The organism is Pararhizobium sp. LjRoot238, assembly GCF_964252955.1.
GTDB lineage: Bacteria > Pseudomonadota > Alphaproteobacteria > Rhizobiales > Rhizobiaceae > Pararhizobium.
Genome location: NZ_CAXUPP020000001.1, coordinates 106,949 through 123,167 on the forward strand (window position 1 = coordinate 106,949; position 16,219 = coordinate 123,167).

At 62.2% G+C, this 16,219-nt stretch carries 19 protein-coding genes; 9 read left to right on the plus strand and 10 right to left on the minus strand.

Annotated features, from left to right (window positions below):
• Positions 1–76 precede the first annotated feature (76 nt).
• Positions 77–511 carry a DUF2780 domain-containing protein gene (locus tag ACSQ3F_RS00610; RefSeq protein ID WP_436098426.1) on the minus strand — a complete coding sequence of 145 codons (435 nt, stop codon included), beginning with the start codon at positions 509–511 and terminating at the stop codon, positions 77–79.
• Between the two features lie 257 nt (positions 512–768).
• Between ACSQ3F_RS00610 and ACSQ3F_RS00615 the strand changes: the two genes are divergently transcribed.
• The gene (locus ACSQ3F_RS00615) at positions 769–2,319 is read left to right on the plus strand and encodes a helicase HerA-like C-terminal domain-containing protein (RefSeq protein WP_436098427.1); all 1,551 of its coding nucleotides are present in this window, start codon (positions 769–771) and stop codon (positions 2,317–2,319) included.
• A gap of 146 nt (positions 2,320–2,465) precedes the next feature.
• Here ACSQ3F_RS00615 and ACSQ3F_RS00620 read toward each other — a convergent pair whose 3' ends face one another.
• Positions 2,466–2,888 carry an organic hydroperoxide resistance protein gene (locus ACSQ3F_RS00620; RefSeq protein WP_436098428.1) on the minus strand — a complete coding sequence of 141 codons (423 nt, stop codon included), beginning with the start codon at positions 2,886–2,888 and terminating at the stop codon, positions 2,466–2,468.
• Positions 2,889–3,021: 133 nt separating this feature from the next.
• Between ACSQ3F_RS00620 and ACSQ3F_RS00625 the strand changes: the two genes are divergently transcribed.
• On the plus strand, positions 3,022–3,501 hold the full coding sequence (locus ACSQ3F_RS00625; protein WP_436098429.1) for a MarR family winged helix-turn-helix transcriptional regulator: 480 nt from the start codon (positions 3,022–3,024) through the stop codon (positions 3,499–3,501).
• 84 nt (positions 3,502–3,585) lie between these two features.
• Here the strand turns inward: ACSQ3F_RS00625 and ACSQ3F_RS00630 are convergent, their stop codons facing one another.
• Positions 3,586–4,362 carry a L,D-transpeptidase family protein gene (locus ACSQ3F_RS00630; RefSeq protein WP_436098430.1) on the minus strand — a complete coding sequence of 259 codons (777 nt, stop codon included), beginning with the start codon at positions 4,360–4,362 and terminating at the stop codon, positions 3,586–3,588.
• 203 nt (positions 4,363–4,565) lie between these two features.
• Positions 4,566–6,872 carry a sensor domain-containing protein gene (locus ACSQ3F_RS00635; protein ID WP_436098431.1) on the minus strand — a complete coding sequence of 769 codons (2,307 nt, stop codon included), beginning with the start codon at positions 6,870–6,872 and terminating at the stop codon, positions 4,566–4,568.
• Between the two features lie 226 nt (positions 6,873–7,098).
• On the opposite strand from ACSQ3F_RS00635, the gene ACSQ3F_RS00640 reads away from it, so the two are divergent.
• On the plus strand, positions 7,099–8,469 hold the full coding sequence (locus ACSQ3F_RS00640) for a TIGR03808 family TAT-translocated repetitive protein (RefSeq protein ID WP_436098432.1): 1,371 nt from the start codon (positions 7,099–7,101) through the stop codon (positions 8,467–8,469).
• A gap of 99 nt (positions 8,470–8,568) precedes the next feature.
• Positions 8,569–9,234, plus strand: a complete 666-nt coding sequence (locus ACSQ3F_RS00645; RefSeq protein WP_436102002.1) for a glutathione S-transferase family protein — start codon at positions 8,569–8,571, stop codon at positions 9,232–9,234.
• A 16-nt stretch (positions 9,235–9,250) separates the two neighbouring features.
• Here the strand turns inward: ACSQ3F_RS00645 and ACSQ3F_RS00650 are convergent, their stop codons facing one another.
• On the minus strand, positions 9,251–10,153 hold the full coding sequence (locus tag ACSQ3F_RS00650) for a LysR substrate-binding domain-containing protein (RefSeq protein WP_436098433.1): 903 nt from the start codon (positions 10,151–10,153) through the stop codon (positions 9,251–9,253).
• A 92-nt stretch (positions 10,154–10,245) separates the two neighbouring features.
• Between ACSQ3F_RS00650 and ACSQ3F_RS00655 the strand changes: the two genes are divergently transcribed.
• Both ACSQ3F_RS00655 and ACSQ3F_RS00660 read left to right on the plus strand, forming a co-directional pair.
• Positions 10,246–10,449 (plus strand): hypothetical protein, encoded by a 204-nt coding sequence (locus ACSQ3F_RS00655; RefSeq protein ID WP_436098434.1) that lies wholly within the window; start codon positions 10,246–10,248, stop codon positions 10,447–10,449.
• Between the two features lie 56 nt (positions 10,450–10,505).
• A complete protein-coding gene (locus ACSQ3F_RS00660; protein ID WP_436098435.1) occupies positions 10,506–10,871 on the plus strand; it encodes an MmcQ/YjbR family DNA-binding protein in 366 nt (121 codons plus the stop codon).
• Between the two features lie 2 nt (positions 10,872–10,873).
• Here the strand turns inward: ACSQ3F_RS00660 and ACSQ3F_RS00665 are convergent, their stop codons facing one another.
• The 4 genes from ACSQ3F_RS00665 to ACSQ3F_RS00680 form a co-directional block, all read right to left on the minus strand.
• Positions 10,874–11,494: a glutathione S-transferase family protein gene (locus tag ACSQ3F_RS00665; RefSeq protein ID WP_436098436.1), complete on the minus strand. Its 621-nt coding sequence runs from the start codon at positions 11,492–11,494 to the stop codon at positions 10,874–10,876.
• A 96-nt stretch (positions 11,495–11,590) separates the two neighbouring features.
• Complete coding sequence (locus ACSQ3F_RS00670) at positions 11,591–11,758, minus strand: hypothetical protein (protein WP_436098437.1); 168 nt, start codon at positions 11,756–11,758, stop codon at positions 11,591–11,593.
• A gap of 134 nt (positions 11,759–11,892) precedes the next feature.
• Positions 11,893–12,363, minus strand: coding sequence for a GNAT family N-acetyltransferase (locus tag ACSQ3F_RS00675; RefSeq protein WP_436098438.1), 471 nt, complete (start codon positions 12,361–12,363; stop codon positions 11,893–11,895).
• A gap of 26 nt (positions 12,364–12,389) precedes the next feature.
• Positions 12,390–13,391: an asparaginase gene (locus ACSQ3F_RS00680; RefSeq protein WP_436102003.1), complete on the minus strand. Its 1,002-nt coding sequence runs from the start codon at positions 13,389–13,391 to the stop codon at positions 12,390–12,392.
• A gap of 76 nt (positions 13,392–13,467) precedes the next feature.
• Between ACSQ3F_RS00680 and ACSQ3F_RS00685 the strand changes: the two genes are divergently transcribed.
• The 3 genes from ACSQ3F_RS00685 to ACSQ3F_RS00695 all read left to right on the plus strand — a co-directional run bounded on the left by ACSQ3F_RS00685 (position 13,468) and on the right by ACSQ3F_RS00695 (position 14,819).
• Complete coding sequence (locus ACSQ3F_RS00685) at positions 13,468–14,205, plus strand: DUF3750 domain-containing protein (protein WP_436098439.1); 738 nt, start codon at positions 13,468–13,470, stop codon at positions 14,203–14,205.
• 72 nt (positions 14,206–14,277) lie between these two features.
• Positions 14,278–14,556, plus strand: a complete 279-nt coding sequence (locus ACSQ3F_RS00690) for a CopG family ribbon-helix-helix protein (protein ID WP_436098440.1) — start codon at positions 14,278–14,280, stop codon at positions 14,554–14,556.
• Between the two features lie 8 nt (positions 14,557–14,564).
• Complete coding sequence (locus ACSQ3F_RS00695) at positions 14,565–14,819, plus strand: type II toxin-antitoxin system RelE/ParE family toxin (protein WP_436098441.1); 255 nt, start codon at positions 14,565–14,567, stop codon at positions 14,817–14,819.
• A gap of 343 nt (positions 14,820–15,162) precedes the next feature.
• Here the strand turns inward: ACSQ3F_RS00695 and ACSQ3F_RS00700 are convergent, their stop codons facing one another.
• A complete protein-coding gene (locus ACSQ3F_RS00700; RefSeq protein ID WP_436098442.1) occupies positions 15,163–16,161 on the minus strand; it encodes an NAD(P)H-quinone oxidoreductase in 999 nt (332 codons plus the stop codon).
• Between the last annotated feature and the right edge of the window lie 58 nt (positions 16,162–16,219).

The window sequence follows — 16,219 nt, forward strand, 5'->3', positions numbered from 1 at the left end:
TATTGTCTCGGCTTGGCGCTTACCGTGTTCACGGCCGCCTCGACGAAGCAGCCGTGAACATTTTCCAAGTCTGATATCAGACGAACTGGCTGAGGCCCGGAACCGAGGCGACGACTTCGTCGACGACATCGGCGCCAGCCTTTTCCTTGGCATAGCCGATGGTTTCCTTGGCAAGCGAGGTGATCTCGCCCATGCCGAGGCCTTGCGACATCAGCTGCTGGCCGAGCGCCATGACACCGCCGCCGGCGCCGACGGCGCTCAGGAGACCGCCGAGCAGGCCGCCGCCATTGCCCGAGCCTTCGCCGTTGAACTTTGCGACCATTTCGGAAGCGCCGGGAATGGCTTCAATCATCCTGGCGACCGGGCCGTCGGCCGCTTCGCGCTGCAGGAAGCCGAGCATCATGCCGATGGCCTTTTCAGCCGTTGCCGGATCGATGCCGACGTTTTCCGCAACGCGGGTGACCAGTTCGTTCATGGATGATTCTCCTGATTTATTTGACGTGTACGTCAAGGTAAGTTATCTCGAATGGAAACTCAAGCGCTGTTCGGATCGGCTGTCCACAGCGCGAGCCCGAACATCGTTTCATGCATCGCGGGCGATTACAATGCGGCCATCCGGCGCGTTCGACCGCCTCTCTGCTACAATCCTTCTGTTGCCGGTTGCAAGCACTGCTCCTATAACAGCCTTGGGAAAACAATGTGATGAAGGCTCTGCGCCGTTTGAGGCGGACCGGCGGTTTTCATCGGCAAAACGGAGACAAGGCCCCCATGCTTGAGGACGGGAAGCTCTATATCGGCACCAGCCGGAAGCCGGACGACACGATCAACAAGCCCGAATATCTCGATTTCAAGTTCGGCAACCGCCATGGCCTCGTCACCGGCGCCACCGGCACCGGCAAGACCGTGACGCTGCAGATCCTGGCGGAAAGTTTCTCCAATGCCGGCGTGCCGGTCTTCTGCGCCGACGTGAAGGGCGACCTTTCCGGCATCGGCGCGATCGGCGAAGAGAAGGACTGGGTGAGAAAGCGGGTCGAGCAGATCGGCTTTACCGATTTCAGCTTCCAGGAATTCCCGGTGATCTTCTGGGATCTCTACGGCGAAAAGGGCCACCGCGTGCGCGCCACCGTTTCGGAGATGGGGCCCCTGCTTCTCTCCCGCCTGATGAACGCCACCGATGCGCAGGAAGGCGTCATCAACATCGCCTTCAAGATCGCCGACGAAGGCGGCCTGCCGCTGCTCGACCTCAAGGATTTCCAGGCGCTGCTCAACTATATGGGCGAGAACGCTTCCGAGCTTTCCAACAGATACGGCTTCATCTCGAAATCCTCGACCGGCTCGATCCAGCGCGAACTGTTGATCCTCGAACAGCAGGGCGCCGAGCATTTCTTCGGCGAGCCGGCCTTGAAAGTCTCCGACATCATGCGCACGACCCGCGACGGCCGCGGCGCGATCTCGGTGCTGTCCGCCGACAAGCTGATGATGAACCCGCGCCTCTACGGCACCTTCCTGCTCTGGCTGATGTCGGAACTGTTCGAGGAACTGCCGGAGGTCGGCGACCCCGACAAGCCGAAGCTGGTGTTCTTCTTCGACGAGGCGCACCTTCTCTTCAACGATGCGCCGAAGGTGCTGCTGGAGCGCATCGAGCAGGTGGTGCGCCTGATCCGCTCCAAGGGCGTCGGCGTCTATTTCGTCACCCAGAACCCGCTCGACGTGCCGGACACGGTGCTGGCGCAGCTCGGCAACCGCGTCCAGCATGCGCTGCGCGCCTATACGCCGCGCGAGCAGAAGGCGGTGAAGACGGCGGCAGACACCTTCCGTCCCAACCCGGATTTCGATTGCGCCACCGTCATCACCACGCTCGGCACCGGCGAGGCGCTGGTCTCGACGCTCGAAGGCAAGGGCTCGCCGTCGATGGTCGAGCGCACGCTGATCCGCCCGCCATCGAGCCGCGTCGGGCCGCTGACCGACGCCGAGCGCGCCGACATCATGAAGATCAGCCCGGTCGCCGGCCTCTATGACGAGGATTTCGACCGCGAATCGGCCTACGAACTGCTCGCCAAACGCGCCGCCAAGGCGGCGGAACAGGCGGAAGCCGCGCGCGAAGCCGAAGAAGCGCCGCCAGCCTCCGGCGGCAGCCGCTGGACCCTGCCCGGCTTCGGCGACGACGAACCGGCTTCGACACAGGCAAAGCCCCGCGCCCGCTCCGGCTACCAACGCGAAACCGTCGCGGAAGCTGCGATGAAATCCGTCGCCCGCACCGTCGCATCCTCGCTCGGGCGTGCACTGGTGCGCGGGATCCTGGGGAGCTTGAAGCGGTAGGGAACCGTCGGGTTCTGGAAATGAAAACGGCGGCTCTGGAGAGGGCCGCCGTTTTGATTCGGCTCAATCATCAGGAACAGGTTTCCCCGACACGAAAAAGCCCGGCGGATCGCTCCACCGGGCTTTGCCGTTCAAGAGGACAGATCTCAGGCGAGCGTTGCCGGGATTTCCGTCGCGGTGCGCAGGGCGTGGCTGTAGGGGCAGACGATGTGGGCGGCTGCGACCAGCTTTTCGGCGACGTCGCGATCGACGCCCGGCAGGTTCACGGAAATCGACGGGTTGATGTAGAAGCCGGTGCCATCCTCGCGCGGGCCGATGCCGACGGTTGCGGTCACGGTGGCGTCATCCGGGATCTTCACCTTTTCCTTGCCGGCGACGAATTTCAGCGCGCCGAGGAAGCAGGCGGAATAACCGGCGGCGAAGAGCTGCTCCGGGTTGGTGCCGGTGGCGCCATCGCCGCCGAGTTCCTTCGGAACGGTGAGCGTCACATCGAGGACGCCATTTTCGCTGACGGCGCGGCCGGCGCGGCCACCGGTTGCGGATGCCTTTGTGGTGTAGAGAATGGGCATGATCTGTCTCCTTGGTTTCACGCGGTTGTTAGCGGGACGTTTCGCCTTCGCATTTTCAATAGCGCATAATTTAATCGGACGCAATATAATTTTGCAAATTGCAAAATGCCGCCAAAGCTGCGAGGATGAAACCATGATGAGCGATGATGACACGCGTGAGACCAATCTTAAGGATGGCGAGGCGCTGGAGCTTGGCCAGCAGCTCTGTTTCGCCGTCTATTCCGTGGCGCATGCGTTCAACCGCACCTACAAGCCGCTGCTCGACCGCTTCGGGCTGACCTATCCGCAATATCTCGTTCTTCTGGCGCTCTGGCAGGACGACAATAGGACGGTCAAGGGCATTGGCGAGGAGCTGGGGCTGGATTCCGGCACACTTTCGCCGCTGCTCAAGCGGCTGGAAACGGCCGGCTTCGTCAGCCGCACGCGCGACAAGGGCGACGAGCGGCAGGTGATCGTCGCACTGACGGAAAAAGGCGTGGCGCTCAAGGCCGACGCCTTCGGGATACTGACGGAAATCGGCAAGGCGGCGGGATGCAGCATGGCTGAAGCCGCAGCCCTGCGCTCGGCGCTGCACGACCTCAACCAGCATCTCGACGAGCACAACGGGGAATAGCGCCCAAAACGCAGGTTGCGCGAACGGCAGCAAACAACGCAGGCGCAAACGGCAGCAAACGCGCCCAGCCGGGCGCGAAAAGTTTCAAATCACCAGGATCGGCGCCCCGTTGCGGACGCGATCGTAGAGATCGATGACGTCCTGGTTGATCAGGCGCACGCAGCCGGAGGACACCGCCTTGCCGATCGATTGCCATTCCGGAGATCCATGCAGGCGATAGAGCGTGTCCTCGCCGTTCTGGAAGATGTACATCGCCCGAGCACCGAGCGGATTTTCGAGGCCCGGTGGCATGCCGCCATTGGCGATCGAATACTGTGCCAGTTGCGGCTGACGGGCCACCATCTCGTTCGGCGGCTTCCAGCGCGGCCATTTCTGCTTCCACTGGATCACGCCCCTGCCCGACCAGGCAAAGCCCTCGCGGCCGATGCCGACGCCGTAGCGCATGGCAGAGCCTTCGGACAGGATGAGATACAGGAACCGCTCGCCGGTATCGACGATGATCGTGCCCGGCCGCTCGCCGAAGGTGTTGGGCACCTCCTGGCGATAGAAGCGCGCATCGATCTGCTCATAGGGGACCGCCGGTATGGTGAAACCATCATCGAGCTTTGGCCCATACATCTCGGCATAGTAGGCCGATTGCAGCGGCAGGCCGCTCGGCTCCCCGCCATAGACAGGCCCTTCCAGTTCGGCGCCGTAGCGCGGATCGCCTTCCAGCGCCGGATTGCGAAAATAGGGCGCGGTTTCCGCGCGGAACCGGTCCGTGTTCATCGAGGATGCGCATCCGGCAAGGCCGGCCGAGGCAACGGCAAGCCCGGACATGGTGAGAAATTGCCGGCGGGAGAGAGATTTGGACAGTGTCATTGAACTCTATATATGTCGTTGACGCGGATTGCGAACACGCGGCCGAAGACGCCACGCAAAAAACATTGCTCCGGCAGTATCCACCGGCCCCCGCCACAAGTATGGCAATTGCGGCTGGATCGGGGCTTGCGCCGATCAAGGCTGTTCACGACTATGAGAGCGTCTATCGCGCGTGTCCAGAGCGCAACAGTCCCGAGGCGCGATCAAGCCAAAAGGGCGGCCAGGGCGGCGGGCGTCACCGGCCGGCTGACGAAATATCCCTGCACGTCGTGACAGCCGCTGGCCCGCAGGAAATCGACCTGCGCCTGGGTTTCCACCCCTTCTGCAATCACCTCGATCTGCAGCTTCTGCGCCAGCGAGATGATCGCGCCGGTGATCGCCTTGTCGTCGTCGTCGCCCGGAATATCCTGAACGAAGGACCGGTCGATCTTCAGCCGCCGGACGGGAAAACTCTTCAGCGCGCTGAGGCTCGAATAGCCGGTGCCGAAATCGTCGATGGCGAGATGGACGCCGAGCGCCTGAAGCTCGTGCATGGTGGCGATCGCCGCGCCGACATCCTGCATGATCAGGCTTTCGGTCAGCTCCAACTCGAGGTACCGGGCTTCCAGCCCGCTTTCCTCGAGCGCTTGTGCGACCCGCGACACCCAGTTGCGTTCCCGGAACTGGCGGGCGGACACGTTGACGCTGACGACGATCGGCGGCAGGCCGGCCTCCTGCCAGGCCTTGTTCTGCCGACAGGCTTCATTCAGCACCCAGTCGCCGATCGGGACGATCAGGCCGGTCTCCTCGGCAAGCGGGATGATTTCCGCCGGCGAGACCAGGCCGCGCTCGGGGTGCTGCCAACGCAGGAGCGATTCGGCCGCAAAAATCCTGCCGGTCTTCAGGTTCATCTGCGGTTGATAGTGCAGCAGGAATTCGCCGCGGGCGACCGCATCGCGCAGTTCCTCGTGGCGCAGCAGCCTTTCGTGGGCTTTCTTCGCCATTTCGGCGTCAAACAATTGCAGATTGTTGCGGCCGACTTCCTTGGCCCGGTACATCGCCGCGTCGGCATTGGCGAGCAGCTCGGTCGCCGTCTGGCCGTGATCGGGATAACAGACCACCCCCATGCTGCAGCTGACCTGCAGGCTGCGCCCCGAAAGAACGAGCGGCGCGCCGATCGCTGTGCGAATATCCTCGAGCCGGGAGGTGACGATGCCGCTGTCCGGCGGCAGGCCGGTCAGGAGAATGATGAATTCGTCGCCGCCGACGCGCACGATCATGTCCGACTTGCGCACGCAAGCCAGCATGCGAGCAGCGACGAGACGCAGGAGTTCATCACCGGCATGGTGGCCGAGCGTGTCATTGATCAGCTTGAAATTGTCGAGATCGAGAAAGGCGAGAGCCACCGACTGGCCGGCCGCGCGCGCCTGCTGCAGCGCGCTGGCGACACGCTCGTCGAACAGCACCCGGTTCGGCAATCCGGTCAGCGCGTCGTGATGCGCCATGAACTGGATGCGCTCTTCCGACTGCCGGCGCTCAATGGCGATGCCGGCAAGATGCGCCGCCATCGAAATCAGCTCGTTCTGTTCCGCCGAGGGAAGACCGACCTCGCGGGAATAGAGCGCGAAGGTTCCAAGCAACTTGCCCTGATAGGAACGGATCGGCGTCGACCAGCAGGCGCGATAGCCGAACGGCCGGACGAAATCGACAACATCCTCCCAGAGGGGATCGGACAGTATATCAGCGACCACGACCGGCTCGCCGCGCCAGGCGGCCGTGCCACATGAGCCGACCTTGGGACCTATGGCGACGCCATGAACCGAGGCGCTAAAAGCCTTATCGAGGCCTGGCGCCGCCCCGGTCATCAGATGCCGCCCGTCCGGCGAAAGCAGCAGGATCGAGCCGACAATGCCTGGCTGATGCGCCTCGATCATGAGGATCAGTTCGTTGAAGAAATCGACAAGCGGCGTGCTCTTGGCGATCAACTCCAGCAACCGGGCCTGGCCAAGCAGCAGGCGTTCGGCCTTCTTGCGGTCACTGATATCGCGCGAAACGCCGACGATGCCGATGGTTGCGCCCTGCTTGTTGCGCAGCGGCACCTTGGAGGTCATCAGCCAGCGCTCGTACCCCTTGCTGACGAAAGCCCGCTCCTCCATTCCGAAGATCGGCTTGCCCGTCTCGATGACTTGCCGTTCCGTCGCCGCCATATGACCAACCATTTCGGCCGGGTGCAGATCGTAGTCGGTCTTGCCGATGAGGTCCTGCATGTCCTCGAAGCCATTGTCTATGACGGTCGCGCGGTTGGCGATCAGGAATCGGCCTTCAAGATCCTTGGCGTAGATGTAATCAGGAATGTGGTTGACCATCGTCTCGAGCCAATAATGGCGATCGGCGATGTCTGGTTCGGACGCGAACATGCGTGAGACTTCCGCTGCCAAACGCTGGCTCGCGGCGATCAAGCGCTGCGTGTCATCGTTGCTGGCAACCCTGGCTCCACTTTCCCTTCGCGAGCGGTCTAAGTTCTTCGTCAAGCAAGCCTCCGGGGACGGATGCACCGTCTGAGCCCTCTTTGCTGGCTCCCCGCCCCGATTTCTACCAGCCAGAGGTTATTCTTTGCTAAAGAAGCATTGGCAAATGGACGAATACCGCCGCTGTCCTTGCGGTTTCCAACGCTTCAACCAGCCTGCCGTGAAAATTCCGTATCATTTCGATCAAGCATTGGCATGATCCATGCTTTGTGAACGCAAGGGATTTGCCATGCTGAACCGGCGCCTGCTTCTGTCTTCGATCGCCGCGATGGGTTTTTGCGCGGCGGCCGGCGCTGCCATGGCTGCAAAGCTGAAGCCGGCGCAGGATGGCCTGCGCGGCACGATCGATATTTCCGGCTATGGCATCGCTCCCGATGCCGGCGCGGATCAAAGCAAGGCGTTCAATCGTCTTTTACGGGATGCGGCACAAACGGGCATGCCGGTCTTTCTGCCGGCCGGCGACTATCTGCTTTCCGGCATCACCCTGCCCGACGATCTCTGGCTGAGCGGCGTTCCGGGCCGCACCCGGCTGGTCCATGCGGGTGGCGGCGGGTTTCTGAGCGGCGAAGGGCTGGGGCGGCTGACATTGTCGGACCTTGTTCTCGACGGCGGCAGCAAGGCACTCGGCGATGACGTCGAGGGGCTTCTCAACCTGCGCGGCGTCGCCAATCTGACGATCGAAAACTGCACCATCGTGGCGTCATCGAAACACGGCATCAATGCCGAGCATTGCGGCGGCCGGATCGATGGCAACAGCCTATCGCAGGCCGCCGCCGCCGGCATCTATGCGGTCGAAAGCGAAAAACTCTCGATCACCGCCAATACCGTATTCGATTGCGGCAATGGCGGCATCCTCGTGCATCGATGGGAGGCAGCGGAGGACGGCACGATGGTCAGCGGCAACCGGGTGTTCCGGATCGCAGCCAAGGATGGAGGAACGGGCGAGAACGGCAACGGCATCAACATTTTCCGCGCCGCAAACGTGATGGTGACGGACAACCACGTCTCCGACTGCGCCTTTTCCGCGATCCGCGCCAACGGAGCGACGGACGTCCAGATTTCCAACAACCAGTGCCTGCGCTCAGGCGAAACGGCCATCTATTCCGAATTCGGTTTTCAGGGTGCGATCGTCTCCGGCAACCTGATCGATGGTGCTGCCAACGGCATCCTGATCGTCAACTTCAACGAAGGCGGAAGGCTGGCAACCGTCAGCGACAACATCGTCCGCAACTTGCATATCGACGGTCCCTACATCCACGACGGCGCCGGTTTCGGCTTCGGTATCGCGGTGGAGGCTGATACCGTTGTTACCGGCAACATCATCGAGAACGCGCCGAGATGGGGGCTGATGCTCGGCTGGGGGCCATACATGCGCAACATCGTTGCGACCGGCAATCTGGTCCGCAGCGCTGGCGGCGGTTGCGCGGTGACGGTCGTCGAAGGTTCAGGCACGGCATTGATTGCCAACAACCTGTTTCAGGACGTCCGGGACGGCGCCATTCTCGGCTACCGCTGGAACGAGAAGGCCACCGGGGACCTCATGAAGGGCGGAAGCGAAGCCTTCGCCCACCTCACCCTTTCCGGCAATCGCCTCAGCTAAACATCAAAAGATTTCATGGCTGATATCAACGGTCTCGGCTTCAAGCGCTGCCGCGCGTGCCGTAGCCTGCGGGGCATTTTCGGCGAAAGGGGAACAACCATGCTGACGATCTATGGCGTCTACTGCTCGCGCGCCTCGCGCAACTACTGGATGGCGGAGGAACTGGGTATTCCGTTCAAATCCGTGCCGGTCATCCAGGCGCGGCTGCTTGCCGACCCGCTGGCGCCCGACGCCCGGCTCAACACCAAATCGCCCTCCTTCCTCGCCGTGAACCCGATGGGCCTGATCCCGGCGATCGACGATGACGGGCTGGTACTGACGGAATCGCTTGCCAACAACCTCTATCTCGCCCGCAAACATGGCGGCCCGCTGGCTGGCGCCGATGTCGAAGAGGAAGGGCAGATGCTGGCCTGGACGCTCTGGGCAGCGACGGAGGTCGAGCCCCATACGGTCAAGATCGTATTGACCTATGACAATGCCGCGGAAAATACGCCGGAGGGCAAGGCGGTCATCGAGGCTTCGGTCAAGGGGCTGGAAAGACCGCTCGCACGGCTGGAAGCGCATCTGCAAACGCAGGATTACGTCGTCGGCAACCGCTTCACCGTCGCCGATCTCAACCTTGCGGAAGTGCTGCGCTACGCGATGAGCGAGACCTACCTTTTCGACAGGCATCCGCGGGTCAAAGCCTGGCTCAGACGGTGCCATGCACGGCCGGCCTTCGAGACGATGATGGCCGGACGGCGCAAGGAAGCCGAAGCAGCCTGACCCGGCAAACCGCAGATCAGGCAAAGCCGAGACGCTGCATGCTCTCGGCGATCTCGTCGCGCACCCATTGCTTGAAGGCGGAAACGGTCTTCGTTTCGCGGCGCGACGGCGGGGTTACGAAATAATGCGCGAACCCCGTCTTCACACGGACGGGATAGGGCATGACCAGTCGCCCCTCGATGATTGAATAACCGGCGAGCGTCTGCCAGGCCAGCATGACGCCCTGGCCGGCAATCGCGGCATCCAGGCAGAGCGAGGCGTCGTTGAAGACGTGCCGTGCGGTCATCTGTTTTCCGGAGAGGCCAACCTCGCGGAGCCAGGTCTCCCAACTGAACATCGAGCGGCCGTCGATGACCGCCGGAATATCCAGAATATCCTTCGGCTCCTTCAGTTTTTCTGCAATGGCGGGTGAGCAGACCGGAAAGATCTCCTGTTCCAGCAGCAATTCGGCCCTGACGCCCGGCCAGTTGCCCGAGCCGACGCGGATGCCGACATCGACGCCGGACGTTTCGAGATTGGCGAGAGCCGTCGTCGCATCGATGCGCAGGCGGATGTCGGGGTGTTTCTCGGTGAAATGATCCAGCCGGTGAACCAGCCAGCGTGCCGCGAAAACCGGGGCAACCGAGATCGTCAGGATCGTCTCGTCGCGCCTGCGGGCCAAGGCAACCGCCTGATCGAGCGTCTCGAAACCGCTGGTCAGGCGCGGCAGGAAGCTCTCGCCGAAAAGCGTCGCCACAAGGCCGCGCGGGCTGCGCTCGAAAAGGATGCGGCCGAGCTGCTTCTCCGTCTTGATGATCTGCTGGCTGACAGCGCCGATGGTGACGCCCAGTTCTTCAGCCGCTGCCTGCAGCGAGCCGAGACGGCCGGCCGCTTCGACGGCCCGCAATCCGTTGAGGTGAACGGCATTCAGATCTTTCATATAGTTTTTCTATAGTGCTATCGTGGCAATCTCAATTGAAAATTGTTCCGTACCGGAGAATTATGGTCTCACCGACGAAGGATGGTGATGCCATGTTGAAGATTTTCTCCATACTCGACCAGCTGCTTCCGAAGCCTGCCCCGACCAACGAAGACGTCGAAACGGACTGGGTCTACGACTTGCTACGCCACCCGGACATCGCCCGCATGGACGCGCGCGAACTGGGCGACCTGCCCTTTCCCGGCGCCGTCGTCCGCATGACGCGCCAACTCCCGGGAGATACCTGCGGCACCTAACGCTTGCCTTGCGTGTCGTTTCGTTCGAAAGCTCTTCAGATATCGCGAGCGCGACCATGACCGGCAAACAGGAGACGGATTTCGAGCGGATCGTGAGGCTCGCCCAGGCGGCGGGCCTTCCGGAGGTTACGCTCGGCACCTCCTGTGGCACGCCTGCCCTTGCCGTCCGGGGCAAGAGTTTCGTGCGGATGAAGGAGGTGGGCATCCTCGTGGCGATGTGCGCGCTTGAGGAAAAGGAAATGCTGATCGAACTGGCGCCCGATCTTTATTTCGAGACCGACCATTACAAGGGCTGGCCGGCCATGCTGGTCCGCCTTGGCGTCAGCAGCGATCAGGACCTGACGCAAAGGCTGATCGCCGCCTGGCGGCAAAAGGCACCGAAGCGGCTTGCCGCCAGCTTCGATGGCCCTGACAGCCTGTAAACTCAGGCGTTTATGGCGCTCAAAACTTTCTTGACGGCCGGACGCTCGGCCATTCGCTGGCGGTGATCGAAGACTTTCGGGAAGCGCGTGGGATCGACGCCATCCCCCTCCAGCCATCCGGCGAGCGTGAACAGGTAGGGATCGGCGATCGAATAGGTTTCACCCATAACCCAGGGACCGGCGAACATGCTGTTTTCGATCAGATCGAAACAGTCGCTCATGTTGCTCGCAACCTTCTTCGTCATCGCCTCGATTGCCGCCGGATCATCGGCCCAGCGGCTGGCGCGGCGCTTGTGCGCGTGGGCGACATGCACGGTCGAGCAGAGGTAGGAGTTGAAGGACTGGATGCGGGCGAACTCGAACGGATCCGACGGCACGCCGATCGGCGATCCCGGAAAGCTCTGGCCGAGATAGGCGAGGATGGCCGGGGTTTCGGTCAGCACGCCGCGATCCGTCACCAGCGTCGGCACCCGGCCCTTCGGATTGACGTGCAGGAAATCGGGCGAGCGCTGCTCCTGCTTTGAGAAGTCGATGCTTTGAGCCTCATAGCGCGTACCGGATTCTTCCAGCGCGATATGCGATGCCAGCGAGCAGGTGCCCGGCGTGAAATAAAGCTTCAACATGCAGGTTCTCCTTGTCTTCGCCAGCGACGAGCCGGCTTTTTCCGGCGCAAGTGATAACAATCGCGCCGGATGTTTGCCAGTGGATTTGGGGAACGATCACGCCATTGTGGTCACGGCGCAGGTCGGCACATCTTCCAGCCGGAAATAGACGCCGCGGCACATGATTTTCGACCGCGCTTGCGAGGAGGCGGCGATCAAACGGGCGATCGCGAAACAGGCGGCCGAAACCTTCGTCGCCGCGACGCCGGAGAAATTCGCTGCCACCTCGCCGCACCGGATCCTGCCGGCCGGACGCCTTGCGGCCCTGATCGCGCCGGCTGGCATGAATCCGGACGTGCTTGCGCTCACAGAGGCAAGAACGTGCAACTTATCGAGGCGTAATTCGTCGCAACCGGTTATTACGGCTCGCCGATCCGCTTGCTCATGTTCATGCCTGTGGTCCGGAAGCCTGAGGCCTTGTAGACATGCTGAGCGCGCTCGTTGGAGGCAGCGACGCGCAGGCGGATTTCGATGATCCCGCTCTCGGCGAGGCGCGATTCGAGCGCATTCAGGGCCTGCCGGGCGTAGCCCCGCCCCTGATGCGCGGCGAGGATATGGAAATCGCTGATGAAGGCCGAGCGCTCGGCCGGATCCGGCCGATACCAGAGATAGCCGATATGGTCGTCCACCTCGTTCACAATGCAGAGCAGCGCCTCGCCCGGCGTTTGCGGCCCGTCGGGCAGATCGTCGGTGATCTCGCGGCTTGCCCGCGCAAAGGCTTCTGTCTCCGAAAGCCCGTAATTCGCTGCGATTTCAGCTGCATAGTCAGGGGTGAAATAGGCCAGATAAGCGGCAAATTCCGTGGCTTTCATGGGCCGTAAGGCGATCATCAATCATTGTCCTGTCGCTTGGCGCCCTAAAAGGCGTCCGTCACCCGGACATCGCCGACATGGATGCCGTTCCAGTTCCGCATCGCATAATTTGCCTGCGCCATCAGGCTGGCCTGCACATCCGGTTCATCGGTGAAGAAACGGGCAAGCGTGGCGGCGACCATGGTTTCGGCGGCACGGGTGGCGCCATCCTCGCATTTGAGGGCGATCGCAATGCCTTTCTCCGGGATGGCGGCGCAGAACACCCCTTCGGCACCGGTCTTGGCAAAGATGCGGCCGGGCGCCGTCTGCATCAGGCGCGTGCAGGCGCGCCTCGTACCGGCGACATAGAAGGGCTCAGCCATGCAGGCCTCGACCAGCCGCTTCGACGCCCTGGCGCGGACCGGTTCCAGCCCGTGGCCTGTGACCATCTTGGCAAAGCCGTGCGCAAGGCCCTTCAACGGCACGGCATAGGTGGGGATCGAGCAGCCGTCGATGCCGCAATTATCGTGCGCGAGCGCCGCCCCGGTCAGGCTTTCCATTACGCCGCGGATTTCGCGCTGCAGCGGATGATCATAGGCGACGTAACCCGCAGTCTCCTCGCCACTGTGGCAGCAGGCGCAGACGAAGCCCGCATGTTTTCCAGAGCAGTTGTTATGCAGCGCCGTCGGGTGGTCCAGCGAGCGGGCCTGGGCGATGACCACATACTGGCTGATTGACCAGTGCGCGCCGCATTCGAGCGCCGAAACGTCCCTGCCGGCGGCCGCCAACATCGCGGCGGCCAGCGCCACCTGCTCCGGCTCGCCATTGTGCGACGAGCAGGCGAGCGCCAGTTCCTTGTTGCCAAACCCGTAGGCGTCGGCGGCGCCCGTCTCCATCAGCGGCAGGGCCTGCATCGCCTTGCAGGCCGAGCGCGGGAAGACCGCCGCATCGGTGTCGCCCAACGAAAAGATGGTTTTGCCGGCACCATCGACAACAATCACCATGCCGCGATGACGGCTCTCCACCAAATTGCCGCGGGTGACTTCGACAAGTACCGGGTTCGACATGCTCATGCCCTCAAAAATCCAATTTCTGCCCGTGTCTTTAGACCAAGATCGCGCAACACAAAACCCGGACCCGCCCATGAATTTTCTTCGCAGGCTGCTTCTCGCCATCCTGTTCGTCTATCTGCTGCCGGCGCTTGCTTCGGCGGGGTGGTGGTATGTCAAGGAAAGACCGGGAAACTGGCGCGAGGCGGATTGGTCGTCGGCCAATATCCTGCCGAGCCCGAGCGACGACAAGGAGGCGTCGATCTCCATTTTCTCCGCCACCACCGGCGGCATGAAGGGCGCCGTCGCCAGCCACTCCTGGATCGTCACCAAGGAACGGGGAGGCACGGCCTATAACCGCTACGACAAGGTCGGTTGGGGTTCGCCCATTCGCCGCAATGGCTACCCGGCAGATGCCAGATGGTATTCCAACACGCCGCACCTGATCGTCAGCGTAAAGGGCGAGGAAGCGACGCGGCTGATCCCGAAAATCGAAAAAGCCATCCAGTCCTACCCTTATTCCAAACCTGGTGCCTACCGCATTTGGCCGGGACCGAACTCCAACACCTTCGTCGCCCACGTGTTGCGTTCCGTGCCGGAACTGGGCGTCGTGCTACCGCCTGATGCAGTCGGACGCGACTATCTGCCGGAAGGCAAGCTGTTTGCGCTCGATGCCGATGGGCTCGACATGCATGCGACGCTTTACGGCCTGCTCGGGATTTCCGTTGGTGCCCGCAGCGGTCTGGAGGTGCATTTCATGGGACTTGTCGCCGGCATCGATGTGTTGCGTCCGGCGGTGAAGATACCGGCGTTGGGGCGGTTCGGGCTGTGAGGGCTGGTGGTTTTCAGATGCGGCCCGAAAAACTATGTTAGGATCGGGTCTGGAATTCGTGTGGAGACAGGGATGTCGCAGCCGCTCAAGAGACTTTTGATCGATGTGCCGGAAGATCTGGAGGCTCAAATTGAGTCCCTGGCCGTGCAGACGGGACGTTCGCGATCGCTCATCGTCAACGATGCCATCGACACCTATGTCAACAACCAGCTGCGCTGGCTGTCCGACATGGATGCCGCCACGAGGGATGTAAAACAAGGCCAATCCTTCGATGGCGACGAAGTGCTGGACTGGCTGGAAAGTTGGGGCGGCGGCGGCGAAAAGCCCCGTCCGGGACCGGCAAAGCCCTGACCCTTTCGATGAGGATACGATTTACCTCTCATGCCATGCAAGATCTTGATGATCTGAAGGAATGGCTTCGCTCGAAAAATCCGCGCGGCTACAACTCGGTTGCGACACAGATATCCAAGACAATACGGCCCGTTGCGGAGCATCCACAGATGGGGCGAAAGACGCTTCGCGATGATATCCGCGAACTGGTGGGAGCCTCGCTATGGCTTCATAATTCCTTATACCGTCCACGAAGGCACTATCTTCATACTGCGTATCTATAGCGCGAAACGCTATCCGCTCGATTTCTCTGCCTCGCCGGACCCGAGTGAGGCGTTTTGAGCTGACCGCGGCGGAATTTGTAAGCATGCAAGAAAAAGGGCCGCCCAGGGCGGCCCTCCATGAGTTTTGGCCAGGTAACAGGGCCCGGACCGCATCCTTTGATGGTGCGACCCGCAGGAAGGCTGGTTCAGAACGAGGGCTGCCTCGCCGTTGCCACCACAATTCCCATGTCCGTTACGAGGTTCGAAATCTCATTAGACACTGGACCACCTTCCTTTCATTCCGTTGAAGATAGTTTGAAGGTAAGCCGATTCCCTCGAATTGCAAGAGTGGCACTCTTAGACTTTAGAACGTCATGACGATCTTGCCGATGTGATCGCCGGCTTCCATCAGGCGATGCGCCTCGGCAACTTTTAAGAACGGCACCACGGCGTGCATGACCGGTGCGACCTCGCCCTCGTCCAACAACGGCCAGACATTGTCCATGAGGTCGTCGCGGATCGCTTCCTTCTCCACCGCCGTGCGCGGCCGCATGGCCGAGCCCATGATGTGCAGGCGCTTGGCGAGGATCGGCGCGATATTGGCCTTCTCGACCGTGGCGCCGCCGAGGAAGGCGATGATCGACAGGCGGCCGTCCTTGGCGAGCGAGGCAATGTTGCGATCAAAATAGGGAGCCCCGACCATGTCGAGAATGACATCGACACCGCGGCCGCCGGTCTCCTCCAGGATGACCGCCTTGAAGTCCTCTTCACGATAGTTGATCGCCCGCCTGGCGCCGAGCGAAACGCAGGCGTCGCACTTGTCCTTGGCTCCGGCGGTGACGAAAACCTCGGCGCCGAAGGCGCGGGCAAGCTGGATGGCGGTGGTGCCGATACCGCTCGAGCCGCCATGGATGAGGATCTTCTCGCCTTCCACCAGATCGGCCATCTGGAAGACATTGGCCCAGACCGTGAAGAAGGTTTCCGGCAGGGCTGCGGCGCGCGCGGCGTCATAGCCCCTCGGCCAAGGCAGGGCCTGCGTCGCCGGCAGGGCGCAGAACTCCGCATAACCGCCGCCATTGGCAAGGCCACAGACCTTGTCTCCGACCGTGAAGCCCTCTGCCCCCTCGCCCATTGCCACCACTTCGCCGGCGACCTCAAGCCCAAGGATCGGGCTTGCGCCCGGCGGCGGCGGATAGTGGCCCTGCCGCTGCAGGATGTCCGGTCGATTGACACCGGAAGCCTCGACCCGGATCAGGATATCGCCGGGCTTGATCTGCGGCAGCGGCCCTCGCGCCAAAACCATCTTTTCCGGGCCGCCGGGCGACGGCAGATCGACATAGGTCATTTCGGTCGGCAGGGTCACGGGTCATCTCCTCGTTTGCATGATGACCGGTTATCTAGCGCGGCGGGCGAGAAGGGCA

What these genes read in the sequence shown, in the direction of transcription:
- ACSQ3F_RS00685 (WP_436098439.1), top strand. Translation starts at nt 13,468, where the DNA reads ATGAATTTTCTTCGCAGGCTGCTTCTCGCCATCCTGTTCGTCTATCTG.
- ACSQ3F_RS00615 (WP_436098427.1), top strand. Translation starts at nt 769, where the DNA reads ATGCTTGAGGACGGGAAGCTCTATATCGGCACCAGCCGGAAGCCGGAC.
- ACSQ3F_RS00625 (WP_436098429.1), top strand. Translation starts at nt 3,022, where the DNA reads ATGATGAGCGATGATGACACGCGTGAGACCAATCTTAAGGATGGCGAG.
- ACSQ3F_RS00680 (WP_436102003.1), bottom strand. Translation starts at nt 13,391, where the DNA reads ATGTCGAACCCGGTACTTGTCGAAGTCACCCGCGGCAATTTGGTGGAG.
- ACSQ3F_RS00640 (WP_436098432.1), top strand. Translation starts at nt 7,099, where the DNA reads ATGCTGAACCGGCGCCTGCTTCTGTCTTCGATCGCCGCGATGGGTTTT.
- ACSQ3F_RS00665 (WP_436098436.1), bottom strand. Translation starts at nt 11,494, where the DNA reads ATGTTGAAGCTTTATTTCACGCCGGGCACCTGCTCGCTGGCATCGCAT.
- ACSQ3F_RS00630 (WP_436098430.1), bottom strand. Translation starts at nt 4,362, where the DNA reads ATGACACTGTCCAAATCTCTCTCCCGCCGGCAATTTCTCACCATGTCC.
- ACSQ3F_RS00695 (WP_436098441.1), top strand. Translation starts at nt 14,565, where the DNA reads ATGAGGATACGATTTACCTCTCATGCCATGCAAGATCTTGATGATCTG.
- ACSQ3F_RS00690 (WP_436098440.1), top strand. Translation starts at nt 14,278, where the DNA reads ATGTCGCAGCCGCTCAAGAGACTTTTGATCGATGTGCCGGAAGATCTG.
- ACSQ3F_RS00650 (WP_436098433.1), bottom strand. Translation starts at nt 10,153, where the DNA reads ATGAAAGATCTGAATGCCGTTCACCTCAACGGATTGCGGGCCGTCGAA.
- ACSQ3F_RS00675 (WP_436098438.1), bottom strand. Translation starts at nt 12,363, where the DNA reads ATGATCGCCTTACGGCCCATGAAAGCCACGGAATTTGCCGCTTATCTG.
- ACSQ3F_RS00660 (WP_436098435.1), top strand. Translation starts at nt 10,506, where the DNA reads ATGACCGGCAAACAGGAGACGGATTTCGAGCGGATCGTGAGGCTCGCC.
- ACSQ3F_RS00620 (WP_436098428.1), bottom strand. Translation starts at nt 2,888, where the DNA reads ATGCCCATTCTCTACACCACAAAGGCATCCGCAACCGGTGGCCGCGCC.
- ACSQ3F_RS00655 (WP_436098434.1), top strand. Translation starts at nt 10,246, where the DNA reads ATGTTGAAGATTTTCTCCATACTCGACCAGCTGCTTCCGAAGCCTGCC.
- ACSQ3F_RS00645 (WP_436102002.1), top strand. Translation starts at nt 8,569, where the DNA reads ATGCTGACGATCTATGGCGTCTACTGCTCGCGCGCCTCGCGCAACTAC.